The organism is Burkholderia sp. Ac-20392 (genome assembly GCF_017104585.1).
Taxonomy (GTDB): Bacteria; Pseudomonadota; Gammaproteobacteria; order Burkholderiales; family Burkholderiaceae; genus Burkholderia; species Burkholderia lata.
The window spans coordinates 1-24,375 of record NZ_JAAGPB010000081.1 but is presented as its reverse complement, the minus strand read 5'-3'; the positions used below and the strand labels follow the sequence as shown (position 1 = coordinate 24,375).

Below are 24,375 nucleotides of genomic sequence, written 5' to 3'. Positions count from 1 at the left end.
TGTTCGTCCCGTCGTCGCCCCCCTTTCGCGCCCGCCTGACCGAGCAGCCGGCGCGAGCCGCGGCCGTACCGGCCGCTTCCGGCCGCCCGGCCGCCGTGCCCGCCGTGACCGCTGCGGCCGCGCCAGCCACCGGCACGCGCGAGCCGGCCGCTCGCCCCGCCCGCAGGAACACGGCCGCGCACCGGTTCCTGCGGCGCATCGCGAGTATCTTCACGCCGCTCATTCCTGCGCTGATCGGCGCGGGCCTGCTCAACGCGATCGCCGGGCTGTTGAAGGTGTGGGCTGCGCAGGCGCCTGTTGGAAGCGCCGGCACGCTGACGTTCGCCGCGACGGTCGCATCGATCATCGGGTCGGCGTTTTTCGCGTTCCTCGTCATCCAGGTCGGCATGAACGCGGCCGCTGAATTTGGCGGCACGCCATGCATCGGCGGCGCGACCGCGGGCATCCTGATCCTGCCCGCGATCGCGAAGCTGCCCGCATTCGCGCTGCCGATCATCGGCGAAATCGCGCTGAAGCCCGGGCAGGGCGGATTGATGGGCGCGCTGCTGGCCGGCGCCTTGACGGCCGGCATCGAGCGTAGCGTGCGCGCGCGCATCGCATCGGCCGCCCAGACATTGCTCGCGCCAACCGTCGCGCTGGGGCTCGCGGGCATCGCAACGCTGTTCGTCATCATGCCGGTCGCGGAGTTGCTGACGCAGGCGGTCGGCAGCCTGACCGCGACCCTGCTGCGCGCGGGTGGCATGCCGGCCGCGTTCGTGCTGGCCGCGTCGTTCGTGGGTCTGCTGATGTTCGGCCTGCATCAGGCGCTGATTCCGATCCACGCGCAACTGATCGCGCAGTACGGCTACACCGCGCTGTTCCCGATTCTCGCAATGTCCGGATGCGGGCAGGCGGGCGCCGCGTTCGCGCTGTATTTCCGCACGCGGGACCCGCGCCTGAAGCAGACGATCCGGAATACGTTGCCGACCTGCATGCTAGGCGTGAGCGAGCCGCTGCTGTACGGCGTCACGCTGCCGCTCGGCCGCCCGCTGATCACGGCGTCGCTGGGCGGCGGGATGGGTGCGCTCGTGCTCGGCTATTGCGCCGCACACGGGCACGACGTGGGGGCGACGACGATCGGTCCGGCCAACCTGATGCTGATCCCGCTCGTCACGGGGCCGATGGGGCTCGTGGCGAGCGTCGCGACCTACTGCGCGGCGGTCGCGGTCGCGTATTCGAGTGGCTTCGTGCTGACCTGGTTCTTCGGCCTGAGCGACGCGCAGCGGCGCGCCGACGGCACGAGCGGCGTGGACGGCACGGAGAGCCAGCCCGCCGTCGCGGCCGCGCTGTAACGGGGTATCGAGCGCCGGACGACGGGGTGCGTCCGGGCTGCTGTTCCTATCAATTCGGATAACTAAATCATGAAACGCGGGATTCTGTTGGGCGTGGCGCTGTCGTGGGCCGCGTTCGCGCATGCGCAGTCGAGCGTGCTCGTCTGGGGCCGGCTGGGCGGGGACGTGCAGTACACGTCGAACGTGCAGAAGGCGAACGGCGGCGCGGGCGCGAGATGGGCGGAGGGCAGCGACTGGGGCGTCAACATCCTGGGTTTCAAGGGGACGGAGGATCTCGGGCACGGTAATCACGCGATGTTCCTGCTCGAGTCGGCGTTCACGCCGACCGGCTCGCTCGTGGCCGGGCTGATGTTCCAGCGCGCCGCGTGGGTGGCGCTGAAGAACGATCGGCTCGGCACGATCCGCTTCGGCCAGGGGCCGATGGTCAACAACTACGTGTGGGAATTCGACCCGTTGCTCGAAGAGAATTTCGGCGCGCAGTCGTTCGTCGCGTATCGCAACGGGTCGCGGCTGTCGAACGGGATTCGCTACTTGTCTCCCGAGCTGCACGGGTTTTCGTTCGAGGCGGAGTTGAACCTCGGCAACAGTTCGGTCAATTTCAATTCCGGCGACCCGAACAATGCCGGCAAGGCCGGGCGGGCGGACGGCTTCGCGGCCGCCTATACGAACGGCGATTTCCAGGTGCGCGTGCTGTGGGACGAGATTCGCAACGCGCAGGGCAAGGAAGACAACCTGTTCCGCTATTCGCGTGAAGCGTTCGTCGGCATCCGCAACCGCTACGGCCCGTTCCAGGTTCAGGCCGCCTACACACACTATTCGGCGCCGGATACGCCGGCGGGCCTGTCGGACAGCGCCGACCTCTGGTGGGCAGGGCTCTCGTACGACGTCAATCCCGCGCTGCACGTGCATGGCGCCGTCTACACGATGCGCGTCGGGCCGGGGCGATGGACCGACGATCACGACGGCGCGGCGCGCACGACGATGCTCGGCGTGGGTTGCATGTACAACCTGTCGAAACGCACCTTCCTCTACAGCATGGCGGCCCACGTCTTCAACAGCGCGCAGGGGAATTTCGGCGTGAATCCGCAGAACCCGGGGCGCGGGCCGGGCGGCGCCGGCTGGGGCACCAATCCGCCGCCGGGGCAAGGCCAGAGCGGCCTGTATGCCGGCGTGGAGACGCTGTTCTGACGAGCGGCGTCGAGCGGCCCGGTACGGATGCCGGGCCGAATTTCCTGTATCCAACGATCGAGGTGATGACCATGAAGAAAAACGGATTCGTTCGCCGGGCCGCCGTGCGGATCGGCCTTCCCGCCGCGCTGCTGGCCCTGGGCGCGTGCCTTGCCGCACCGGGGGCGCTGGCCGCCGGGCCGTTCTCCGTGCTGGACAACACGGCTTATACCGACGTGTCGATCGGTCACGGCGCCGTCAGGATCAATTTCATCCCTGCACGGTACTGCAAGCCGATCACGGTCGACGCGAGCGGTCGCGCCGTGCTGCCGTCACGCAGCGCGTGGGTCAACCTGATCAACACGTACGATCCGACGCCCGCCGACGCACCGGGCTATCTCGTGCTCGATTGCGAGGAGCTGTACCTGACCGGCAGCAGCGCGACGGTCGCGAATCATCTGGCGATACTCAAGCAGCTGCAGGCATGGGCGCGCGAAGTGCGGCCCAATCGCGTGCTCGGCTGGTATGGGCTCGTCAACACGGCCCACATCAGCAGCACCGATCCGAATGCCGCGTATCGGGGCGTGGCCGAACTGATGGATCTCGATGGCGGGCGTACCGCGCATTTCCCGAGCGCGTACATTCGCGCGAACGGCACGGACTCGTGGACGGGCGTGGACTGGGCAACGCAGCTCAACCGCAACATCGCGTCGGCCGCACAGGCGGATGCGTTGAGCAGCACGGGAACGCACCCGGTGTTCCCGTATCTGTGGCCGCAGTACTACGACCGGAACACCGTGCTCGTGCCGGGCAGCCAGTGGCAATACCTGCTGAACGACATCAGGGGCACGACGGCGAGCGGGTTCGTGATCTGGGGTGGGCAGAACCCCGCGGTCGAATACAACAGCAGCAATGGCGGAGCCGGTGAATGGGTCGGCGTGACGCAGACGTTTCTGGATGGTCTCGGCGCAGGCAACTGATTGATGGAGGGGGCTGACCGGCTGTCGCAACGGTTGCTGTCCGTGCTGCCGCCGGTGCTGGTGCTGAAAGGGGCGCGGGAGCGGCCGTTCGAGTGGCTGGAGCTGAGCTGCCATTTCATCCTCGACGAAGCATTGAGCCCGCGCGCCGGCGCCGCCGCGATGATCTTCCGATTGCTGGATGTCATCTTCGTCCAGTTGCTGCGCACCTGGGCGACAGAGGGCGCGGCCGGGCACGGGTGGCTGTCCGGTGCGATCGATAGCCGGATCAACCCGGCGATGTCAGCCATTCATGCCGATCCCGGACGTGCGTGGAGCGTGAGTGATCTCGCCGAGTTGTCGAGTCTGTCGCGGTCTGCCTTTGCGGACCGGTTTCAGCGTGTCGTTGGGCGGGCGCCGTTGAGCTATCTCACGACCTGGCGCCTCGATCGGGCGGCGGAGTTGTTGCGGTACAGCCGCGCGCCGATTTCGGATATCGCCGGTCGGGTGGGGTACACACCGGAAGCCGCGTTCAGTCGGGCGTTTCGAGGACGGTACGAGATGTCGCCGATGCAGTGGCGGAAGGTGAATACGGAGTAGGGTGGGAGTGACTTCCATCCTGGCCCGGCCGATGTCGTAAACGACGTTTTTCCCTCATTTCAGGCTGAATGGCGCTATTTGAGGGTTCTCGATAAAATGCGACTTTCCGGGGTTTTCAGTAAACGACTTCGTCATGCATCGAATCGGATTCTTCGTGTGCCGTGGCTACGATGCGCTTGATCTGGGCGGGCCGCTGTCGGCCTTCAACCAGGTCGCCACCGCGGCGGGCCACACGCCCTATGATCTCCACGTCATCTCGCAGGCTGGCGGCCCGGTTCCGGGCAACACGGGCCTGTCAATCGAAACGAAGCCGGCCGGAAGGCGCACGTTCGACACCGTCGTGTTCGTGGGCGGCGATGTCGGCCCGATGCAGACACCGGAGAACATCGCCGCCGCCAGGAAACTCGGCGCGCGAGCCTCTCGGGTGGCAAGCGTGTGTACGGGGGCGTTTCTGCTTGCGGAAACCGGCTTGCTGGACGGTTTGAGAGCGACGACGCACTGGCGATACGCGGCTCAACTGCAGTCGCGCTTCCCGCGCACGAGGGTCGAGGGCGACAGTATCTATATCGAGGAAGGCCGCATCTGGACGTCGGCGGGCATCGCGTCCGGAATCGACCTGGCGCTCGGCATGATTGAAAGAGATATGGGCGCGGAGGTTGCGCGCGAGGTCTCCAGGCTTTTGGTTGTTCCGTATCGTCGGCCAGGCGGTCAGTCCCAATTCTCGGCCATGTCGCAGATGGAGCCGGAATCGGATCGCATCCGCATCGCGCTGAATTTTGCGAGGGAACATCTGGCCGAAGCGTTGCCGGTCGAACGGCTCGCCGAGGCCGCAAGTTTGAGTCTGCGACAGTTCGGGCGTGCATTTCGCCGGGAAACCGGTGAAACACCTGCCAAGGCGGTCGAGCGCTTGCGCGTCGAAGCGGCGCGTCTGCGCCTGCAGGGGGGCAGCGAACCGATCGAGCAGATTGCGCTGGCTGTCGGATTCACCGACCCGGAGCGGATGCGGCGGGCCTTCATCAAACTGCATGGGCACCCGCCGCAAGCGATTCGACGCGAGAGCCGATCGAACGGCGCGCGCTGATCGACCGCCGGCCGATCAGCGTGCGGCCTGGCCAACGTCCTTCCAATGGACTAGCGGCGCGTTGGGTCGGCCACTATTCGTATCGCCAGATGTTCAATGGCCATCCGTCGTCAGCGGGCCGTAGTCGTTCCACATGTCGCGATGCAACTTCCACACGCCGTCCTCTTTCAGAAAGACGAGAATCTGCTTGCCGCGGTATTTGAGCTTGCCATCGTGGTCGTGGATCTCCGCATCCGACACCTCCGTCACGATCCGGTCGTTACCGTAGAACTCGTAGTTGCTGAACGATACGGTGGCGGGCTTGGATCCGGCATACCCCTTGGTGAAGTACCCGACGATCGCGCTGCTCCCCGTTACCTTGTCGCCTCCGGGCGGCAAGAGCGTGCCGTCGTGGGTGTAGAGGCGGCCGATCGCCTCGTAATCTCCTCGCGCAAAGGCATCCGCCCATCGCGCATTCTCGGCTTTGATGGCCGCTTCGGGCAGGCGTTGCGAACCACTGGCCGTCGCCGGCGCTGCAAACGCGAAAAAGGTGGCGCAGGCGGCAAGCGCCGCAGTGAAAATACGAGCATGTTGCATCGAGTGATGTCCGGGCATGACTTGAATTGAGAGGACTACGAAAATTGAAGGGTGAAGCAGGCAATGTCGGTTGCGGTATTCGTCGCAGTCTGTCGATGGGGGGCACATTGCCTGCCCGCGTTTCAACGAACGCCCGGTATGCGCGCGAGCCCCCTGGATGCACCAGGCAGTTCCTTGTCGACCATCGCGATGACTTCCGGCCGCGCATCTCTCGGATGGCCGGAGTGGAACGGCGGCGCGGGATCATACTCGATCACGAGCTGCGTGAATTCGGCGGCTTGTTGACCGCGCAGTTTCGCGGCCACGCGAAGTGCGAAGTCGATGCCCGCCGTCACGCCGCCGCCGCTCATGAAGCGGCCGTTGTCGTCTTCGACGAAGCGATCCGGCACGGGAATGGCGCCATATTCGGCCAGCTTGTTGACGAAGGCCCAATGGCAGGCGCTTCGCTTGCCCTTGAGAACGCCCGTCGCGGCCAGCACGAGCGATCCGTTGCAGACGGAGGTCACGTGCTTCGCGCTCTCTGCCAGGCGCCGGATCTGCGCTTGATACGCGGGTTGCATCGGCGCGGACAGATCGGACCCGCCGGGGACCAGGAGCACGTCCGTCTTGTCGATATCGGCCAGCCGCTCGGTCTTGCCGTACACGACGCCGAATTCGAGCGTCACGTTGCCGCCGTTGAGGCTCGCGTAGCGAACGTTCGTATTCGGTAACCGATGGAAGATCTCGCTGGGGCCGGCGAAGTCGAGCAGCGTCCCGCCGTCGTAATTGACGATCAGGATATTGAGCGGGTCATTCGGGGCAAGTGCTCCGTCGCTGCCGGTCTGTGCCAGCGCAGGGGTGGCCTGCCCAAGCAGGGCGCCGCCACCGAGGACGGCGCCGAGCGTGGCGATGCTGCCAAACTTGAGCACATCGCGGCGCGAACGACCGGCTCTGTTGAGTGGCTGTCCGGAAGTATTGTTTTCGCTACTGTCGGTCAAGATCATTTCTCCTTGCTCGTCGGCCCCGCTGCGAGCGCAACCAGGCTGGGCCGGATGGAATGACCGCCGCGACGAAACGCGTGGCGGACGTGAGATCAAGTGTGTGGATGAGCCGCGATGATACGCAGGGCTCGGGAATCGGGCGCCGCAGGCTAAAGCTGCGAGGCGCCGCCATCGACGACCAGTTCGGTGCCGACGACGTAAGAGGATTCGTCGCTGGCGAGATAGAGTGCGGCGCTGGCGATGTCCTCGGCCTTGCCCATGCGGCCCACCGGAATGGTTTCGGCGAACTCGGCCTTGCGGTCGCGAACCCATTCGTCCGGCATGCCCCATCTGGAGAGCAGCGGTGTGTCGATCGCGCCGGGTGCGATCGCGTTGAAGCGGATCTTCCGGTCGAGAAACTCGTACGACCAACTGCGGGCGAGCGATCGTACGGCGGCCTTTGCGGCTGCCGTCAACGAGATGCCATGCTTGCCGGTCTGCGCGACGAACGAGGTATTGAGAATGACCGACGAGCCCGCTCGCAATTGCGGCAGCACCGCCTGGAGCGTGAACACCACGCCCTTGACGTTGATGTCCATGATCTCGTCATAGAGTGCGTCGTCGATATCGTTGACCGCGGACGGGAACGCCCAGCCGGCGTTCGCGAACACGATATCCAGACCGCCGAACTTCTCGTTGACCTCAGTGGCAATCGCCCGCATGTCCTGGATCGAACGGACATCGCCTTTGAGAACGAGCGCATTTTCGCCAAGCTCGGCCTGCACGCGCTCGAACACCGCATCGTCGCGACCCGTCACAGCTACGCGGGCCCCTTCCGCGATGAACAGCTTCGCGGTGGCAAGACCGATGCCGCTGGTACCGCCAGTGATTAACGCCGACTTGTTTTTAAGCCTCATCTTCTGCTCCTTTCTACGTCGTGATGGATCGGGCCGAAAGCTCAAAACGCAATCGCGTTTTTTACCTTTCTCAGCTCGATCTTCCACACGAAGTATGGAACGCGAAGTGAATGGCTCAAAGGTCGTATAACCCTCAAAAAACGCCACTCGGATCAAACGGGTGACTCATGCATTCCGGCGTGAGGCGGTGGTATTGCATGGCCGTACACGTGCGGCTTCAGTCTTCGTTCTCGTACAGCAACCCATACCCGCCGCTCGTCCGCTTGATGCGTGCGAATCCGAGTTCGCCCAGATGCATGCCGGCGATCAACAACCCGTCCGAACTGACCTGATCGAGAAGGCGTGAGCGCGTGGCAACCGCCAGTGACGCGTCATGATCGAACGCAATCGATACGTCCGGCCGCTGAATCTGGATATGCGGGAAATGCACCACATCGCCCCACACAAGCAGGCCTTGATTGCGCGATTCAACGACATATCCGGTGTGTCCGTCGGTGTGTCCCGGCAGCGGCAGCGCGTCGATGCCGGGGAGCACTTGTCCGTCTTCGAACAGGCGAAGCCTGTCGGCATAGGCATCGAACACCTGACGCGCCTTCGCGAAGTTGCCGCGAGCCCGCTCGCTGGCGCGACTGAGGTTTCCGTCGTCCTGCCAGAACCTGACCTCTCGCTGATGAACAACCAGCTCCGCATTCGGAAACGCGACCTGTCCTGCCTCATTGACCAGCCCTCCGACGTGATCGGGATGCGCATGGGTCAGCAGGATGGTGTCGATCGCAGCGGGTTCGATACCGGCAAGCACCAGGTTCGTCCGGAGTCGGCCACCCCATTGCTTGAACCCGCCAGCCCCGCCATCGATGAGCACGGTGCGGCCCGCTCCGCGTACGACGTAGCAATTGATATGAACGACCGCTGGCTCTTTTTGTCCGGCATCACGCTGCATTTTTGATGCGTCATCCGAATCGATATTCGACAGGAAGTCGAGACTCGCCGTGAGATATCCGTCGCTGACGGCGGTAATCGTGACATCCCCGATTTGCTGAACCGGAAAGGTAAGCGTGGACATCGTGTTTCTCCGAATCGGCTAATTGCGAGCGTGAATGTTCGACGCGGTGTAACCAAAACACCGAATGCGCGCCGTCAGGCCCGTGCGGCGAACGATTGCGTGATCCAGCGCTTCCATGAATCGTTCCATGACCGCCGGTGTACGAGTCGGCCCGGCGCGATAGCGGATGTCCGCGAAGACGGGATGTCCATGCCCGTGCCGAACCGGCAGAAAAATGACGTGGACGTTCTCGAGCTTGGCCTCGAGCATATGCGTACAGAGCTCGACGCAATCGCGCGACAACTCGGCAAGGCTGTCATCAGCCGGCATCCGCGTCGCATCGATCGAGAAAGTGACGTTCGGCATCGCGGTCTACTCCTGGGCAATCGGAAGGGAGCGTGTGCTGGTCAGTTGCTCCGTCATCGGCGCATAAAGGTGCATGCCTTCCGGGCGCGCGCCGACAAGCCGCGCGCTGTTCCGCGGTACGACGGCGAGCCAACGGCGCTCCGGAAACTTCTCCAGCGCAACGGCCTGCATGGCCAGCGGTTCGAGGCCCAGCCGAATCAGCGAATCCGGCCCGCCGGCACTCAGGGCGAGGTGCTCACCTTCCTTTACCGCCGGCGCAAAGCCGATATCGCTGTAGAGATTCCGATGCCAGTCGGTGATGTGTTGCTGCCACTTCGCGAAATTGCCGCCGCCTTTCCGGCGATATTCGTCGCCGGTCAGGACATCGAGGCCGTCGATCGTGTGGATCGCCAGATAGACCGGGCAACCGCTCGTGATCGCCTTGAACCGCTGCGACGTGTGAAACCCCGTCACCGAGATCAGGGCGGGCAGCTTTTCAAGGCTGTAGAAGTCGTTCCATTCGGCTTCGCTGGCGAGGTCGGCGAAGCTGCATTCGACGGTGTAGATCATTGGATTGTCCTTTGGGCAGGATGCACATCCCTCAGAGAACGTCGGATGTTCAGTGCATGAACGTAATGCTAAGCTCGCCATTTCGCGCGATAAAACGAAATAAAGTCAGCCTTCAGTGACATTTGTTCAAGCTGACGGCGAACACACCCCGACCAACGAGACGCCCATGTCCCGCAAGATCCCAAGCAATTCCGCGCTCCAGGCGTTTGAAGCCGCGGCCCGACACGGCAGCTTTGCCCGCGCCGCCGAGGAACTGGCGCGGACGGAGGGCGCCGTCAGCCGTCAGATCGGCCGGCTGGAGGCGTTCCTGGGCGTTACCCTGTTCGAGCGGGTCGGCAATCGGGTACGGCTTGCGCCGAACGGTGCGCGATATGCGGTGCAGGTTCGCGAGATTCTGGATCGGCTCGAACGCGACAGCCTGTACCTGATGGGGCAGCCGATCGAAGGCGCGAGCATCGATATCGCCGCCATTCCAACCTTTGCCACCCGCTGGCTGATCCCCCGGCTGAAACACTTTCAAGACCGGCATCCGAACATCACGGTGCATATCGCCGAGCGGATGGAGCCGTTCCTGCTGGCCGGGAGCGGTTTCGACGCGGCCATTCATTTCGAGCATCCGGCATGGGCGGGGATGCATCTGCATCCGCTGCTGGAGGAGGTGCTGGTGCCCGTCTGCAGTCCGGCGCTGCTCGCCGGCGCCGGGGCGAATCCGTCGCTGGATGCACTGCCGCGTCTTCACAGGCGACAGAACCCGGACGCATGGCAGGCTTATGCGCAGGAGGCCGGCATCGCGCTGACCAATTCGGCGGTGGGCGCGCGCTTCGATCTCCATTCGATGCTGATCGAAGCGGCGCTGGCCGGCCTGGGTGTCGCGCTGGTGCCGCGCCTGTACATCGACGCGGAGCTCGAGCAGGGCCGGTTGGTCGCACCGTGGCCGGCCGGCACGGCGGTGACGAAAAACTTCTGCCTCGTCCTGCCCGAGCCGATCGAACTGGCCGAAGGGCCGTTGCAGGCCTTCGCGACGTGGATGCTGAATGAAGCGCGCGGATCGGCACCGCACGGCAGCGCCTGACACGCATCGACCAACCGTTCCTCCTGCGAAGGCGGTCTTGCCAGGCTGATGCGCCGGGCGCGGGCCGCGCTCGGGTACACTCGTGATCCCGTCACGCACGCGGCACCAGCATGGACAGTCAGCTTTGGATCATCTGCGGGCTTACCTTCGTCATCCATGTGATCGCGACACTGGCTTATGCCGTGCGGATCGCCGGCGTGCGCACGCGTCGCATCGCGTTGTCGTTTTCATTGTTCGGGATCATCGCGCTCGTGTCCCGAACGGCCAATTCGTTTCAGGGGCCGTTCATCGCGAAACGCGTTGAAATGGACATCGCGCAGCGGATGGGGAGCGGGTTGCTGACCGACTTCCGGTGGTTCCTGCTGTCCGCCACCGTGGCGACCATCGTCGGGACATTCCTGATCCCGACGTTCCAGCGTTATTTCAGTCGCGCCGTCGAACACTTCCAGGCGAACCGCTCGATTCCCCGCCTGGTGCTGCACGCGTGCAGTCGAGCGGGTATCAACTTTCTCCGCGTCGGGGCGCGACTGCCTTCGAGCCAGAACGTCACGCAACTGACCGCGAATACCGGCGTGTCGTGGGGCGTCATTGCGCTGAACGTTGCCGCGATGGCGATCTGGACCGTCGGTGTGTTCGCGTCGCTGTATGCGGGTTATCTGAAGCCCGACCTGAGAGTGACATGCGCGAACTTGTCGTCCGTCATCAACGGTTTCGCGACCGTCGTGCTGGCGGTCGTCATCGATCCGCAGGTTTCCGTGATGACCGACGACGTCATCGAAGGGCGGATCTCGGAGAACAGTTTTCGGCGGGCCATCACGACACTCGCGGGTGCGCGCGTGCTCGGCACGTTGTGTGCGCAGGCGGTGCTCGTTCCGGCCGCGCTCGTCATCGTGCGCGTGGCCGAGCTGATCTAGCGCGGTATCCGGACAACCGGGCAACCGGCCATCACTCCCGCGGACCATCGCCATGAAACCCGTTGCTGTCGTATTGCACGGCCCGACCAGTGCAGGGAAGGGCAGTCTGGCAAGGGCGCTCCAGCAGAGCTCGGACGTGCCGACGTTTCACGTGTCGCTCGACGCGTTCGTCGAAATGTCGCGCCGGCGTGACATGCGATCGGACGACGAACTGAACCAGGCGCTGAGGCTTCACCAGCTCAACCTGCAGTCGACGCTCGCGCGGATTGCGGCCAGCCATTTCGAGATCGTGCTGGACCTCGTGCTTCGGGATCTGTCCGCGCTCGACGAATGCATTGCCGCGCTGTCGCCGCGTCAGACCTTTGTCATCGGCGTTACGTGTCCGCTGGATATCCTCGAACAGCGCGAACGCGCGAGAGGGGATCGAGGCGAAGGCATGGCGCGATCCCAGTTCGGGCATCCCGCTTATTCGCGGCCGTACGCGCTGCGCATCGACACCTCGACCTGTACGCCGGAGGAAGGTGCGCGCCGCATTCGTGCCCACGTCGACGCGCAGCGCGAATGATCGTCACCGGATTTGAGCCGGACAGGCTGCGTTCTCCCTTGAACTCGCCGGCACTGAAGCTCATCGTCCATAGGGATTATGTCGTTTGCGCGCGACAGATCGTATTCTGCGAACAAGCGGAGAATTCCGGATGAAACCGATTCCCATGCTTTTGTGCCGATTGCCGTTTATTCGCGTTTCAAACGGAGTCGCGTGTTGACGGTGCGGCCTGGCGTGGCTTTGGCGGCCGAGCCGGCGGTTGCCGGGCCGTTGTGTCCAGACAGGGGATTCATGGATTGAATGCGCGCCGATTCAAAATATAAATTTTGGCAATACGCTGGCACGGGATATGCTTCGTAGGTCTTATCCAATCGGAACAGACGCCGGATATTCGTCAGGATAATCAGGCAAGAGCATGAACCGGTTTGCTCTGACAAGACAATCGATTAGAGGATGGATCGTTTGTGAAATCTGCGCGGTAGTGCCAAGCTGCGCGCGGAGCAAAGTCGTACACGGATTGAGTTGGGTGACTTGAAACGCAGGCCGTAACTCCTCGCGACGGCCACTACTGACAGTTCAGGATATGACATTACAGATTGGGGTCCCTCTGGAGACGGCCCACGAGGAGCGGCGCGTAGCGACCGTTCCCGACGTCGTCGAAAAGCTGATCAAGCTCGGGTTCTCGGTGGCCGTGCAAAGCGGTGCCGGCACCGGCGCGAACTTCAGCGATGACGACTACCGCACGGCCGGCGCCGAAGTCGTGCCGACGGCCGCCGATCTATGGGGCCGCAGCGATATCGTCCTCAAGGTGCGTCCGCCGAGCAGCGACGAAGTCGCGCTGATGCGCGAGGGCGGTGCGCTGATCGGCTTCGTCTGGCCGGCCCAGAATCCTGAACTGATGCAGCAGCTGGCCGCGAAGCGGGCCACGGTGCTGGCGATCGATTCGCTGCCGCGCACGCTGTCGCGCGCGCAGAAGATGGACGCCCTCACGTCGATGGCCGGCGTGAGCGGCTACCGCGCCGTCATCGAGGCGGCCCACGCATTCGGCCGCTACTTCAACGGGCAGATCACGGCCGCGGGCAAGGTGCCGCCGGCCAAGGTGTTCATCGCCGGCGCCGGCGTTGCCGGCCTCGCGGCGATCGGCACCGCTGCAGGCCTCGGCGCGATCGTGCGCGCCAACGACACGCGCGCCGAAGTGGCCGACCAGGTCAAGTCGCTGGGCGGCGAATTCGTCAAGGTCGACTACGAGGAAGAAGGCTCGGGCGGCGGCGGCTACGCGAAGGTGATGAGCGAAGGCTTCCAGCAGGCGCAGCGCGCGATGTACGCGCAGCAGGCCAAGGAGGCGGACATCATCATCACCACTGCGCTGATTCCCGGCAAACCGGCGCCGAAGCTGATCACGGCCGAGATGGTGCAGTCGATGAAGCCGGGCAGCGTGATCGTCGACATGGCCGGCGAGCAAGGCGGCAACTGCGAACTGACGGTGCCGGGCGAGGCCGTGGTGCGTCATGGCGTGACCATCGTCGGCTACACGGATCTCGCGTCGCGCCTGGCGCGTCAGTCGTCGACACTCTATGCGACCAACCTGCTGCGCGTGGTCGAGGAGCTGTGCAAGACCAAGGACGGCACGATCAACGTCGACTTCAACGACGACGCGATCCGCGGCCTCACGGTCATCAAGGAAGGCAACGTCACCTGGCCGCCGCCGCCGATCCAGCAGCCGGTCGTCGCAGCGAAGCCTGCGGCAGCGCCGGTCGCGGCAGCCGCGTCGAAGGGCCATGGCCACGGCAGCGGCGCGCCGATGTCGGCGAAGTCGCTCGCGATCGTGTTCGCCGTCGGCGCACTGGCGTTCCTGCTGGTCGGCCAGTTCGCGCCGGCCACGTTCCTGGCGCACTTCACGGTGTTCGTGCTCGCTTGCTTCATCGGCTACATGGTGATCTGGAACGTCACGCCGTCGCTGCATACGCCGCTGATGAGCGTGACCAACGCGATCTCGTCGATCATCGCGATCGGCGCGCTGGTGCAGGTCGCGCCGCCGTTGGGCGAGGCCGCGGCCGAGGGCCGTCCTTCGGGGCTGATCCTGGGCCTGGCGGTGGGCGCGCTGACGCTCACGGCCGTCAACATGTTCGGCGGCTTCGCGGTGACGCGCCGCATGCTGGCGATGTTCCGCAAGTAAGGAGACGACCACAATGACTTCCAATCTGACTACCGTCTCCTATATCGGCGCGGCCATCCTGTTCATCCTCAGCCTCGGCGGGCTGGCCAACCCCGAGACCGCCCGGCGCGGCAACCTGCTCGGCATGATCGGCATGCTGATCGCCGTGCTCGCGACCGTGCTCGGCCCGCGCGTGTCGGTCGAGGGCATTCCGTACATCGTGGCGGCACTGGTCGTCGGCGGCGCGGTTGGCCTCTACGCCGCGAAGAAAGTGCAGATGACGCAGATGCCCGAGCTGGTTGCGCTGATGCACAGCCTGGTCGGCCTGGCGGCGTGCCTGGTGGGCTTCGCGAGCTACATCGATACGTCGGTGCAGTTCACGGGGGCCGAGCACGCGATCCACGAAGTGGAAATTTACGTCGGCATCCTGATCGGTGCGGTGACCTTCGCGGGCTCGGTGATCGCATTCGGCAAGCTCTCGGGCAAGATCGGCGGCAAGCCGCTGCTGTTGCCGGCACGGCACTGGCTGAACCTGGCCGCGCTGGTGATCGTGATCGTGTTCGGCCGCGCGTTCCTGCATGCGGAGACGATCCAGGACGGCATGACGCCGCTGATCGTGATGACGGTGGTGTCGTTGCTGTTCGGCGTGCACATGGTGATGGCGATCGGCGGCGCGGACATGCCCGTCGTGGTGTCGATGCTCAACAGCTACTCGGGGTGGGCGGCGGCCGCTACCGGCTTCATGCTCGGCAACGACCTGCTGATCGTGATCGGTGCGCTGGTGGGCTCGTCGGGCGCGATCCTGTCGTACATCATGTGCCGCGCGATGAACCGCAACTTCATCAGCGTGATTGCCGGCGGCTTCGGCACCGGCAGCGGTACGCCGGCGGCGGCGGGCGGCAGTGCGCAGCCGGCCGGCGAAGTGGTGGCGGTGAGCGCGCTGGAGACGGCCGAGCTGCTGCGCGATGCGAAGAGCGTGATCATCGTGCCGGGGTACGGGATGGCCGTCGCGCAAGCGCAGCACACCGTGCATGAACTCACGAAGGTGCTGCGCGAGAAGGGCGTCGACGTGCGTTTCGCCATCCACCCGGTGGCCGGCCGCATGCCGGGGCACATGAACGTGCTGCTCGCCGAGGCGAAGGTGCCTTACGACATCGTGATGGAGATGGACGAGATCAACGGCGACTTCCCCGAAGCCGACGTGTCGATGGTGATCGGTGCGAACGACATCGTGAACCCGGCGGCGCAGGAAGACCCGGGCAGCCCGATCGCCGGCATGCCGGTGCTCGAGGTGTGGAAGGCCAAGACCTCGATCGTGATGAAGCGCAGCATGGCGTCCGGCTATGCGGGTGTCGACAATCCGCTGTTCTACAAGGACAACAACCGGATGCTGTTCGGCGACGCGAAGAAGATGCTGGACGAGGTCTTTGGCGCGTTGAAGGCCTGACGGAGGGCATGGCCGGGCGCGTGCACGGGTCGAACGATAACCGGCTGGGGTGTTGGACAGTCGGTTGATCGGGACCCGGCGCGCCGGCCGTGCACATCGCGAAGGTCACGGAAGTGCGGGGCGGGATGGGACGTTTCGCACTTCGTTTCTTTCGGCAAAAGACAGCGATCGATTGTCGGTGCGCAGATCGACGATCAACGCGAATGAGGCCGTTGGAGCGGGCGGTTGCCGCACCATTGGCGTGAGGCTTGCAGAAGTTTCGCCGGTTGCCGAGTGGCTTTGGTCGGCCGCTGTCCTGCGCCAAAAGCGCGGTCGAGATTGTCCGCACGAACACGTAGTAGACAAGCGGGCCTTGCCGGCCGCCGATATCGCACCCGCCGCTCGAACGGCGCCGGTGCGTTTCCTCCTTCTCCCTCCGTACAGCAGCGACGCCGGCCCCTTCCAGTGACTGCGTCCGCGACGATACCGTCTATCCGGTGAATCCAAGGTCCGCAAAACGGGTGACCTTTGCGTCGCAGGCGTTCGCCAGCGCCGGATCGTGACTCGAAAAGATGACGACACGGTCTGCAGCCAATGTCTTGAACAGATCGATCAGCACCGCACGCGACGCGGCATCGAGCCCGCTGTCCGGTTCGTCGGCGATCACGACGGCGGGCGAGCCGAGCGTCGTCGCCGTCAGGAACAGTTTCTTGCGCGTGCCGAACGACATCTGCTCGAAGCGCTTCTCCAGATGCGGCGCAAGCCCGAATCGTTCGGCCAGCTCGAGCGTGCGCGTATCGACGACGGCATGCCTGGCGGCCGCCGCGAGATCGAGAAACTCACGCCCGGTCTGGAGCGGATACGCGAGGCAATCGTCGGGCACGTACGCCAGCGCGGATTTCGCATCGTGTGGCGCGGTACGCAGCGAATGGCCGCCGATCCACACCTCGCCTTCGTCCGCGTCGATCGTGCCGGCGAGAATCGCGAGCAACGTCGATTTGCCGCTGCCGGTTTCGTCGTATAGCGCCACGCATCCGGCGCCGGATGCGTAGTTGAGTCCCTTGAAGATGACGCGCTTGTCGTAGCGCTTGCCGAGATTGTCGAAGCGGAGCATGGATCGGTAGATCAAACGAAAATTTGCCAGGTGAGCGCGGCCCGGATTACGGAAAGCAGCAGGCCCGGCGACACGGATTGTCGGGACGCGTAGCGTTGCGACAGATAGTGTAATGCGACAAGCGGTGCGCCCGCGCACATGAAGATACGCTCGAAAGTCGCGGCGCACGCGTCATACAGCTCGAGTATGCTGGATGAATGCCGGCCGGATGACCGACCCGGACGGCAAAACTGCACACAATCACAGCGATTGCATCGCAACCACCGGCCACACCGGGCCGATTTCAACGCTGGAACAGGGACTCGACATGGCAGAACTGGACAACGCGCTGTACGAACGGATCGGCGCGCTGAGCGACGCGGGCGATGCATTGATGGAAGACGGCGACTACGAAGGCGCACTGGCGAAATTCTGGGCGGGATTCGACCTGCTTCCCGAACCCAAGACCAATTGGGAAGCCGGAACCTGGCTGATGGCCGCCATCGGTGACGTGAATTTCCATCAAGAGGACTACGCGGCCGGACGCGACAATCTCGCCCAGTCGATGCATTTCCCCAACGCGATCGGCAACCCGTTCCTGCATTTGCGGCTCGGTCAGTGCCAGTTCGAACTGGGCAATCTCGACCGTGCGGCCGACGAGCTGATGCGCGCCTATGCGAGCGGCGGGCCGGAGCTGTTCGAGGACGAGGACGGCAAGTACCTGCGCTTCCTGGCCACGCGGGCCGAAGGCATCGAGACGCCCTGAAGCGCGTTGTTCGTGTCGCCCGTTCGCCCGCCGGCCGCCAGCCGGCGTTGCGAGTGGGCTTCGACACCTGCGCCGAGAGGCCGGGCGTTTATCCGCAAGCGCGCAACCTGCCCATGAACCTGACCTTTCCCGTCGCCACCCGATCCGACGCCGACACGCTGGTTGCCATCCGCATCGCCGCGATGCGCGACAGCCTAGAGCGCATCGGCCGCTTCGATCCGCAGCGTGCGCGCGACCGGTTTCTCGCGTCGTTCGACCCGGCGCTATGCCGCCTGATCGAAGTCGATGGCGTGAACGCGGGCTTCTTCGTGATCCGGCCGCAGGAAGATCACTGGTTGCTCGACCATCTGTACATCGTGCCCGAGCACCAGGGAAAGGGGATCGGCGCGGCCGTGCTGCACCGGATCTTTGCCGACGCAGACGCGCAGCGCGTGCCCGTTCGCGTCGGCGCGCTGCGCGGCAGCGATTCGAACCGCTTCTATGCCCGGCACGGCTTCGTGCAGGCCGATGAAGCGGAGTGGGACATCTACTACGTACGCGCACCGGGTTCGGCGACGGTGTAGATCGCATCCGCGGTGCGATTCCGGCGAGCGCATCAGCGTTTTCCCGGATACGGAATGCGCGGCGCATGCCGATGATGCAGAGAGAATATAAATACATGATCCGAGGCCATCATGACCACATCTGCAACAAACGGACTGAATGCGGTATCGCCTGAAACGACCGGGGCGGGAGCGACATCCGACGATGCGGGTGGCGTACCGTCGATCCTGCTGGTCGACGACGAGCCGAGTGTGCTGTCGGCGCTCAGGCGCGTGTTCCGGCCCGCCGGCTACGAGATCCTGACCGCGGAAAGCGGCGAGGCGGCTCTCGAGATCCTGACGTCGACGGAAGTCGACCTGATCGTGTCCGACATGCGGATGCCGGGCATGAGCGGCGCGGAGTTCCTGGCCCGCGCACGGTCGCTCTACCCGGACACGATGCGCATCCTGCTGACCGGCTATGCGGAAATCGCGTCGGTCGTGCAGGCCGTCAACGACGGCGGCGTCTATCGCTACCTGAACAAGCCGTGGGACGATCACGACCTGCTGCTGACCATCGAACACGCGCTGGAGCAGCGGCGCCTGCGGCGCGAGGCGGCCCGGCTGGCCGCGCTGACGGAGGCGCAGAACGAAGCGCTGCGCCGTTTCAACACGGAACTCGAAACGCAGGTGCGCGCCCGCACGGAGGAACTCGGCCAGACCGTGATGTTCCTCGAAGCCGCACAACGCGACCTGAAAAGCAGTTTCACCGCGATGGTCCAGGTCTGCGCGAGCATGATCGAGCTGCGCTGCGGGTCGGCCAGCGGGCATGCGATGCGGGTCGGCGAGATTGCGCGGCGGCTCGCGCTGGCCTCCGGGATGAGCGAGCTGCATGCGCAGGACGTCTATTTCGCGGGGCTGCTGCATGGCATCGGCAAGCTGTCGCTGCCGGACGAATTGCTGCACAAGCCGCTCACGAAGATGACGGCGGAAGAGCACGGGTTGTTCCTGCAGCATCCGCTGCGCGCGCAGATGGTGCTGACGCCGGTCGCGCAACTGCACAAGGTCGCGTCGATCGTGCTGCACCAGTACGAGCGCTTCAACGGACGCGGCACGCCGGACGGCCTGGCGGGCGATTCGATCCCGCTCGGTTCGCGAATCCTGGCGATCGCGCGCGATTTCGAGGGGCTGCGCAACGGCGATATCGGTGTGCCGCATTCGGTCGAGCAGGCGCTCGACGCGATGCGCTCGCAGGCCGGCGTGCGCTACGACCTGAAGATCGTCGACGGCCTGATCGAACTGATGCGGGACCCGGCGAGTCTCGGCATCGCGGCGTCCGTCGCGGAGATCAAGTCCGCGCAGCTGCGCGAAGGCATGCAGCTCGCCGACGATCTGCGCACGCATCGCGGCGTGCTGCTGATGACCAAGGGAAGCGTGATGTCGGCGCACCAGATCGAGCTCGTGCGCCGCTTCGAGACGCGCGAGGGGACGTCGTTCGACATCCTCGTGCTGGCCGGCCAGGCGGCGGCGAAGCAGGCGCAGGGCGCGCCGAATGCGGGCGCGGCGCCGGCCTGAGCCCGGACGCGCGGCCTGATGGCCGCGGTGCGCGACTTCGTGCCGCGGCAACGCACTCACCTCGATTCGGGCGCTCGATCATGTACGGCACCTACAATCTCCCGCTCGTCCTGCTGTCGCTCGCGATCGCGACGCTGGCCTCCTATACGACGCTCGACCTGGCCGCCTTCATTTCGCTGCTCGACAACCCGAAGCTCAAGCGTGCGTGGCTGGGCGGCGGCGCGGTGGCAATGGGTACCGGCATATGGTCGATGCATTTCGTCGGCATGCTCGCGTTTTCGCTGCCGATTCCGCTCGGCTACGCATTGCCGGATACGGGCGCGTCGCTGGCGATTGCCGTGCTCGTGTCGTACTTCGCACTGACGGTCGTCACGCGCGCGCGGCTGGGCTGGCGGCGGCTGCTCGTGGGCGGCGCGCTGATGGGCGGCGGGATCGCCGGCATGCATTACGCGGGGATGGCCGCGATGCGCATGCAGCCCGGCATCCGCTACGATGCCGCGCTGTTCGCCGCGTCGATCGGCATCGCGGTGATCGCGTCGACTGCCGCGTTGTGGATCGCACAGGCACTGCGCGCGCAGCAGGCGCGCCATGCGACCGCTCAGCGGATCGGCGCGGCTGTCGTCATGGGGATCGGCATTACCGGCATGCACTACACGGCGATGGCGGCCGCGCATTTCGCGGCGGGCGCGCGGTGCGGGGCCGCGAACGGGGTCGACACGCCATGGCTCGCGACGACCGTCACGCTGTTCACGACGGGCACCCTGGTCGTCACGCTGCTGCTGAGCCGATTCGATGCGCGCACAACTTTCCTGCGCGGGATGACCGATACGCTCGAGCGGCTCGTGCGCTTGCGTACCGTCGAACTGGAACGCGCGCTGCACCGTTACGAACAGACGACGGCGATGCTGCAGCGGACGCGCGAGAACATGGCGACCGAGATCGACGAACGCAAGGTGGCGCAGGCGCGGCTCGAACAGGAGAAGGAGGAGCAGCGGCGCCTGCTGCATGCGCTCGAGGAAACCCATGTGCAGTTGCTGCAGTCGGAAAAGCTCGCGTCGATCGGCCAGCTCGCGGCCGGTGTCGCGCACGAGATCAACAATCCGATCGGCTTCGTCAGTGCGAACCTCAATACGTTGAAGACGTGGGTGCGGAGTCTGCTCGACGTGATCGATGCGCATGAAGCCGCGCTGCCGCAGCTCGACCCGGCCGCGCGCGATGCGCTGGCGGAGACGGGCCGCGCAGCGGATCTGGACTACGTGCGCGGCGAGATCGAGACGCTGATCGACGAATCGATCGACGGCGCGCTGCGCGTGCGGCGCATCGTGCAGGACCTGCGCGATTTCTCGCGGCCGGCCAGCGACGAGTGGAGCGTGGTCGATCTGCGCGCGGGCCTGGAAAGCACGCTCAACGTCGTCCACAACGAACTCAAGTACAAGGCCGAAATCGTGCGCGATTACGGTGACGTGCCGCAGGTCGAATGCCTGCCGTCGCAGTTGAACCAGGTCTTCATGAACCTGCTGGTGAACGCGGCGCATGCGATTCCCGAGCGCGGCGTGATCACGATCCGCACGTCGAGCGATGGCGAGCAGGTGTCGATCGCGATCAGCGACACCGGAACGGGCATGACGCCCGACGTCGTCCGGCGGATCTTCGATCCGTTCTTCACGACGAAGCCGGTCGGGCAGGGCACGGGGCTGGGCTTGTCGGTGTCGCACGGCATCGTCAAGCGCCATCGCGGCACCATCGACGTGACGAGCGAGCCGGGGCGCGGCACGACGTTCTGCGTCCGGATACCGATCCGGCGGGCCGGCGATCGCGCGAACGCGGCCGAGCTGGCGCAACGGGCGTGATCGCGTGACGGCGTCGCGCGCCACGGGCCGGCGCGGTTTTCGCCGGTCATGGCAGTCGCTTGCGGCGTTGGCGACGAAAGAAATGCCAGAACATCGCGGTGGCGTCCGGCCCCGTGGCGGAATGAAACGGCTCGCGCGGGTCGCCGCCGCTCCATGCATGCGGCAGCCGGCGGACGATGCAGACCCTGACGACGAGACGCCCGGCCTTGAGATAGTCGATGCAGTCGGCGTCGTCGCGTGCATGGATGCGTTGCTCGCCGACGCGGATCGCGCCGTGTTCGTCGACGAGCCGGTTGAGCCGCGCGAACGCGATGCCGAGTTGCGTCGCGTTCCGGTCGGTGACGACCGTATCGAGTGCGCCGTGCATGACGAGCGCCGGCATGCCGGGATAGGACGTGACATCGACGCAGGCATCGACCGCGCGTATCGGGTCGTCGCGCAGGCCCCGACGCATCAGGTTCATCGCCGCCAACGCCGACGACGGCGGGGCGATGGCCGGGCCGGAGTGCAGTCCGACGGCCGCAAAGCGATCGGGATACCGTATGGCCAGCGTTGCGGCGAGCCCGGCGCCGGCGGACATGCCGGCCAGGTAGATCCGGTCGCGGTCGAAGCCGTGCTGTCGCACGATTGCGTCGACCAGCGACGCAACGGCCGCGGCTTCGGACTGCGTCGCATCGCCATGCCAGTGCCAGCAGCGGTGCGCATGAGCCGCCTTGGCTTGCTCGGGAAACAGCACGGCGAACCCCGACCGCTCGGCGAGACGGCACATGCGCGTGCCCGCGGCGAACGATTCCGCGCTTTGCTTGCAGCCGTGCAGCATGACGACAACCGGCATGCCGGCCGTCGTCGCCGGCGCGGCGGGGAGATACAGCGCGTACGCAAGATGGTTCACGTAGCGGCCGGCACTCGGGCCGGCGGAATGAAACGACCGGAGCCACGTGCCGGGCGCCTCGTCCGTCCGTGCGCGGGCGGGAGGCGCGGTGCCCGTGCGTCTGGCGGTACGGGCGGTGACGGCCGGCTTGGTCGCCCGTTTGGCGGCCGGTCGCGGCTTGCTCGTGCGCTTCGTCGGGCGCGCGCCGGTTGCGACGGAGAGCAGTTCGAGATGCCGCAACCAGAGGCTGGTTTTTTTCCTGGGCATGTGCAGTCTCTTGCCGGCGGCCGACCGTGGCTGGAAGAGGCGGCCGAATCCGCCGTCGAGTGGACAATCGAAATGGGGCGTGGCGCAAGGTTCGTGCTGCCGGCCGCGTGCGCATCGGAACCCGTCGGCCGATCGAATGCAACGGCAAGCCGGGGCCTGCGCAACGGCGGCGATTCGACGCTGCCATCGACGATATTCACCGCCCGATGTGACGCCCGTGCGAATCGAAATCTGCTTCGACCCTGTCGCGCGCGGGGCTAGCGCCGATCCAGCAGCGTATCGCTCAGTACGCTGAACGCCGCGCCCGGCAGCTCGTGCAGATGCTCGACCACGCTGCTGACCGGATAGAACGTTTCGACCGAATCGTCGAGGATCCCGACGCCGATCAGTTCGACGCGCCGCTCGCGCAGCGCATCGACGCGGGCGCGCAGGTCGGTGCGCAGGATCGCCGGGTTGCCGTCGCCGGTTGCCGGATAGCCGTCCGACAGCACCATCAGGATTCGCCGCCGCGCCCGCTTCGCCAGCAGCCGCTCGGCGGCCCAGCTCAACGCCTCGCCGTCGGGATTCTCGTGGCCGCATTCGATGCAGGCGAGGCCGCTCGGGTGGTCGGAATCGAATCGCTTGTAGACGCGCAGGTCGAGCCGTTCGACGAACCGGTTGTAGCCGAACGTATCGCGGCCGGCGTCGATCCAGCGCTGGTAGTGCGCGCGCATCGCGGCATCCTCGACGGAGCTGTAGCCGAGCACTTCGCACGCGAAGCCGAGCTGCGTCAGCGCATCGCACAGCGCCGCCGCGCACAGCCTGGCGAGCTCGATCTTCTTGCCGGCCATCGATCCGCTGCAATCGATCAGCAGGCTGACGGCCGCGTCGCGCCCGGGGGCGGCACGCCGGACGCGGAATGGCGTGCGATAGCCGGGCGCGGTGACGAGGCGCGCGAGCGCCATCCGGTCGAGCTCGCCGCGTTCCTGTTCGCGTTTCCAGCGCGTCTGCTCGTCCACTTTCAACGCGCGTTCGAGTTTCAGCTTGAGCGGCTCGGTCTGCGCGCGGGCCGCGCTTCGCAGGCGGTGCCAGCGCGCCGCTTCGCCCTTGCCGGTGAAGTCCGTCACCGTGTCGAACGCGGTGGTCAGCGGGATCGACAGCGGCGGCCGGTTGTCCGCGGACAGGCGGATCGTGCCGGGCATTGCCTCGCCCGGCGTCGGCGCTTCGGTCGACGATTCGGTGTTGGCGATCGCACCGGCGCCCGATTCGGCCGAAACCGGCGCACGCGAGTCGTCCGGCGCGCCCTGTCCGTCCGATTCGAATTCGGCGGCGATGCTGTCGCTGTCGAGCGTGCTGCCCGGATCGGCCGTGAACATCATGTTGTTCGCACCGGCCGATGCCAGCGCGCGCACGCGTGCGACGATCCGCTGCGCGGCGCGGATGCTGTCGGCCGTCGATGTCGCGGCGCGCGCTTCGTCGACGAGATCGTCCGATGCGACGAGCGTCGCGTCGAGCGACGGCACGCGCTCGACGGCGGACGGCGGTTCGTCCCACAGCGTACGTTCGATGCGCCACACCAGCCGGTCGCGCCATGCCATTCGCGGCCACCGGTGGAGCGTGTCGGCGGCCGTCGCCGCGCGCATCCGCCGCAGGAACGTCATCGCGCCGGGATAGATCGCAGCCAGGCGGCCGGCCGCGCGCCGGTCGTCGATCGCCTGCGCAATGGCCCGCACTGCGGGCGACGCCAGCGCGGCGATGTCATCGATCGCACCGAAGCGGGCGCGCGCGGCGTAGAGGT

Annotated in this window: 23 protein-coding genes; 14 read left to right on the top strand and 9 right to left on the bottom strand. The window is 65.7% G+C overall.

Going from position 1 to position 24,375, the window contains the following annotated elements; all coding sequences use genetic code 11:
- The 5 genes from G3N99_RS12740 to G3N99_RS12720 all read left to right on the top strand — a co-directional run.
- The coding region (locus G3N99_RS12740; protein WP_206122553.1) for a PTS transporter subunit EIIC at positions 1–1,331 on the top strand (1,331 nt) is incomplete at its 5' end.
- A 69-nt stretch (positions 1,332–1,400) separates the two neighbouring features.
- A complete protein-coding gene (locus tag G3N99_RS12735; protein ID WP_206122552.1) occupies positions 1,401–2,519 on the top strand; it encodes a porin in 1,119 nt (372 codons plus the stop codon).
- Between the two features lie 71 nt (positions 2,520–2,590).
- Entirely contained in the window at positions 2,591–3,478 is an 888-nt protein-coding gene (locus tag G3N99_RS12730; protein WP_174938731.1) for a hypothetical protein, read from the top strand.
- Positions 3,479–3,481: 3 nt separating this feature from the next.
- Positions 3,482–4,054, top strand: a complete 573-nt coding sequence (locus G3N99_RS12725) for an AraC family transcriptional regulator (RefSeq protein ID WP_206122551.1) — start codon at positions 3,482–3,484, stop codon at positions 4,052–4,054.
- A 133-nt stretch (positions 4,055–4,187) separates the two neighbouring features.
- Positions 4,188–5,135 (top strand): GlxA family transcriptional regulator, encoded by a 948-nt coding sequence (locus G3N99_RS12720; RefSeq protein ID WP_174989147.1) that lies wholly within the window; start codon positions 4,188–4,190, stop codon positions 5,133–5,135.
- A 93-nt stretch (positions 5,136–5,228) separates the two neighbouring features.
- Here the strand turns inward: G3N99_RS12720 and G3N99_RS12715 are convergent, their stop codons facing one another.
- The 6 genes from G3N99_RS12715 to G3N99_RS12690 all read right to left on the bottom strand — a co-directional run bounded on the left by G3N99_RS12715 (position 5,229) and on the right by G3N99_RS12690 (position 9,544).
- On the bottom strand, positions 5,229–5,711 hold the full coding sequence (locus G3N99_RS12715; protein ID WP_206122550.1) for an SgcJ/EcaC family oxidoreductase: 483 nt from the start codon (positions 5,709–5,711) through the stop codon (positions 5,229–5,231).
- A 122-nt stretch (positions 5,712–5,833) separates the two neighbouring features.
- Positions 5,834–6,688, bottom strand: coding sequence for a DJ-1/PfpI family protein (locus tag G3N99_RS12710; protein ID WP_206122549.1), 855 nt, complete (start codon positions 6,686–6,688; stop codon positions 5,834–5,836).
- A 152-nt stretch (positions 6,689–6,840) separates the two neighbouring features.
- Positions 6,841–7,587: an SDR family oxidoreductase gene (locus tag G3N99_RS12705; RefSeq protein WP_174933169.1), complete on the bottom strand. Its 747-nt coding sequence runs from the start codon at positions 7,585–7,587 to the stop codon at positions 6,841–6,843.
- A gap of 217 nt (positions 7,588–7,804) precedes the next feature.
- Positions 7,805–8,650, bottom strand: a complete 846-nt coding sequence (locus G3N99_RS12700; RefSeq protein ID WP_206122548.1) for an MBL fold metallo-hydrolase — start codon at positions 8,648–8,650, stop codon at positions 7,805–7,807.
- Positions 8,651–8,668: 18 nt separating this feature from the next.
- Positions 8,669–8,995, bottom strand: a complete 327-nt coding sequence (locus tag G3N99_RS12695) for a hypothetical protein (protein WP_206122547.1) — start codon at positions 8,993–8,995, stop codon at positions 8,669–8,671.
- Positions 8,996–9,001: 6 nt separating this feature from the next.
- Positions 9,002–9,544, bottom strand: a complete 543-nt coding sequence (locus G3N99_RS12690; protein WP_206122546.1) for a sugar ABC transporter — start codon at positions 9,542–9,544, stop codon at positions 9,002–9,004.
- Positions 9,545–9,710: 166 nt separating this feature from the next.
- Between G3N99_RS12690 and G3N99_RS12685 the strand changes: the two genes are divergently transcribed.
- The 5 genes from G3N99_RS12685 to pntB all read left to right on the top strand — a co-directional run bounded on the left by G3N99_RS12685 (position 9,711) and on the right by pntB (position 15,676).
- Positions 9,711–10,616 (top strand): LysR substrate-binding domain-containing protein, encoded by a 906-nt coding sequence (locus G3N99_RS12685; RefSeq protein WP_206122545.1) that lies wholly within the window; start codon positions 9,711–9,713, stop codon positions 10,614–10,616.
- Between the two features lie 110 nt (positions 10,617–10,726).
- Positions 10,727–11,530 carry a lipid II flippase Amj family protein gene (locus tag G3N99_RS12680; RefSeq protein WP_174933154.1) on the top strand — a complete coding sequence of 268 codons (804 nt, stop codon included), beginning with the start codon at positions 10,727–10,729 and terminating at the stop codon, positions 11,528–11,530.
- A 52-nt stretch (positions 11,531–11,582) separates the two neighbouring features.
- Positions 11,583–12,095, top strand: a complete 513-nt coding sequence (locus G3N99_RS12675; RefSeq protein WP_174989130.1) for an AAA family ATPase — start codon at positions 11,583–11,585, stop codon at positions 12,093–12,095.
- A 562-nt stretch (positions 12,096–12,657) separates the two neighbouring features.
- Complete coding sequence (locus G3N99_RS12670) at positions 12,658–14,250, top strand: Re/Si-specific NAD(P)(+) transhydrogenase subunit alpha (RefSeq protein ID WP_174933150.1); 1,593 nt, start codon at positions 12,658–12,660, stop codon at positions 14,248–14,250.
- A gap of 13 nt (positions 14,251–14,263) precedes the next feature.
- Entirely contained in the window at positions 14,264–15,676 is a 1,413-nt protein-coding gene (pntB, locus tag G3N99_RS12665; protein ID WP_174938756.1) for a Re/Si-specific NAD(P)(+) transhydrogenase subunit beta, read from the top strand.
- Positions 15,677–16,145: 469 nt separating this feature from the next.
- Here pntB and G3N99_RS12660 read toward each other — a convergent pair whose 3' ends face one another.
- Entirely contained in the window at positions 16,146–16,769 is a 624-nt protein-coding gene (locus G3N99_RS12660) for an ABC transporter ATP-binding protein (RefSeq protein ID WP_206122544.1), read from the bottom strand.
- A 193-nt stretch (positions 16,770–16,962) separates the two neighbouring features.
- Between G3N99_RS12660 and G3N99_RS12655 the strand changes: the two genes are divergently transcribed.
- The 4 genes from G3N99_RS12655 to G3N99_RS12640 all read left to right on the top strand — a co-directional run bounded on the left by G3N99_RS12655 (position 16,963) and on the right by G3N99_RS12640 (position 21,460).
- Entirely contained in the window at positions 16,963–17,514 is a 552-nt protein-coding gene (locus G3N99_RS12655; protein ID WP_241011609.1) for a hypothetical protein, read from the top strand.
- A gap of 113 nt (positions 17,515–17,627) precedes the next feature.
- Positions 17,628–18,077: a GNAT family N-acetyltransferase gene (locus tag G3N99_RS12650; RefSeq protein ID WP_206122543.1), complete on the top strand. Its 450-nt coding sequence runs from the start codon at positions 17,628–17,630 to the stop codon at positions 18,075–18,077.
- A gap of 111 nt (positions 18,078–18,188) precedes the next feature.
- Entirely contained in the window at positions 18,189–19,610 is a 1,422-nt protein-coding gene (locus tag G3N99_RS12645) for an HD domain-containing phosphohydrolase (protein ID WP_206122542.1), read from the top strand.
- A gap of 80 nt (positions 19,611–19,690) precedes the next feature.
- Positions 19,691–21,460, top strand: a complete 1,770-nt coding sequence (locus G3N99_RS12640; RefSeq protein WP_206122541.1) for a histidine kinase — start codon at positions 19,691–19,693, stop codon at positions 21,458–21,460.
- A 46-nt stretch (positions 21,461–21,506) separates the two neighbouring features.
- On the opposite strand, the gene G3N99_RS12635 is transcribed toward G3N99_RS12640, so the two are convergent.
- Together G3N99_RS12635 and G3N99_RS12630 are read right to left on the bottom strand one after the other, a co-directional pair.
- Positions 21,507–22,598: an alpha/beta fold hydrolase gene (locus G3N99_RS12635; RefSeq protein WP_206122540.1), complete on the bottom strand. Its 1,092-nt coding sequence runs from the start codon at positions 22,596–22,598 to the stop codon at positions 21,507–21,509.
- Between the two features lie 257 nt (positions 22,599–22,855).
- On the bottom strand, positions 22,856–24,375 hold a 1,520-nt coding region (locus tag G3N99_RS12630; RefSeq protein WP_206122539.1), incomplete at its 5' end, for a cobalamin biosynthesis protein CobT.

Excerpts from the sequence above, each read along its gene's own strand:
- G3N99_RS12735 (WP_206122552.1), top strand. The coding sequence starts at position 1,401 with ATGAAACGCGGGATTCTGTTGGGCGTGGCGCTGTCGTGGGCCGCGTTC.
- G3N99_RS12730 (WP_174938731.1), top strand. The coding sequence starts at position 2,591 with ATGAAGAAAAACGGATTCGTTCGCCGGGCCGCCGTGCGGATCGGCCTT.
- G3N99_RS12725 (WP_206122551.1), top strand. The coding sequence starts at position 3,482 with ATGGAGGGGGCTGACCGGCTGTCGCAACGGTTGCTGTCCGTGCTGCCG.
- G3N99_RS12720 (WP_174989147.1), top strand. The coding sequence starts at position 4,188 with ATGCATCGAATCGGATTCTTCGTGTGCCGTGGCTACGATGCGCTTGAT.
- G3N99_RS12715 (WP_206122550.1), bottom strand. The coding sequence starts at position 5,711 with ATGCAACATGCTCGTATTTTCACTGCGGCGCTTGCCGCCTGCGCCACC.
- G3N99_RS12705 (WP_174933169.1), bottom strand. The coding sequence starts at position 7,587 with ATGAGGCTTAAAAACAAGTCGGCGTTAATCACTGGCGGTACCAGCGGC.
- G3N99_RS12700 (WP_206122548.1), bottom strand. The coding sequence starts at position 8,650 with ATGTCCACGCTTACCTTTCCGGTTCAGCAAATCGGGGATGTCACGATT.
- G3N99_RS12695 (WP_206122547.1), bottom strand. The coding sequence starts at position 8,995 with ATGCCGAACGTCACTTTCTCGATCGATGCGACGCGGATGCCGGCTGAT.
- G3N99_RS12690 (WP_206122546.1), bottom strand. The coding sequence starts at position 9,544 with ATGATCTACACCGTCGAATGCAGCTTCGCCGACCTCGCCAGCGAAGCC.
- G3N99_RS12685 (WP_206122545.1), top strand. The coding sequence starts at position 9,711 with ATGTCCCGCAAGATCCCAAGCAATTCCGCGCTCCAGGCGTTTGAAGCC.
- G3N99_RS12680 (WP_174933154.1), top strand. The coding sequence starts at position 10,727 with ATGGACAGTCAGCTTTGGATCATCTGCGGGCTTACCTTCGTCATCCAT.
- G3N99_RS12675 (WP_174989130.1), top strand. The coding sequence starts at position 11,583 with ATGAAACCCGTTGCTGTCGTATTGCACGGCCCGACCAGTGCAGGGAAG.
- G3N99_RS12670 (WP_174933150.1), top strand. The coding sequence starts at position 12,658 with ATGACATTACAGATTGGGGTCCCTCTGGAGACGGCCCACGAGGAGCGG.
- pntB (WP_174938756.1), top strand. The coding sequence starts at position 14,264 with ATGACTTCCAATCTGACTACCGTCTCCTATATCGGCGCGGCCATCCTG.
- G3N99_RS12660 (WP_206122544.1), bottom strand. The coding sequence starts at position 16,769 with ATGCTCCGCTTCGACAATCTCGGCAAGCGCTACGACAAGCGCGTCATC.
- G3N99_RS12655 (WP_241011609.1), top strand. The coding sequence starts at position 16,963 with ATGAATGCCGGCCGGATGACCGACCCGGACGGCAAAACTGCACACAAT.
- G3N99_RS12650 (WP_206122543.1), top strand. The coding sequence starts at position 17,628 with ATGAACCTGACCTTTCCCGTCGCCACCCGATCCGACGCCGACACGCTG.
- G3N99_RS12645 (WP_206122542.1), top strand. The coding sequence starts at position 18,189 with ATGACCACATCTGCAACAAACGGACTGAATGCGGTATCGCCTGAAACG.
- G3N99_RS12640 (WP_206122541.1), top strand. The coding sequence starts at position 19,691 with ATGTACGGCACCTACAATCTCCCGCTCGTCCTGCTGTCGCTCGCGATC.
- G3N99_RS12635 (WP_206122540.1), bottom strand. The coding sequence starts at position 22,598 with ATGCCCAGGAAAAAAACCAGCCTCTGGTTGCGGCATCTCGAACTGCTC.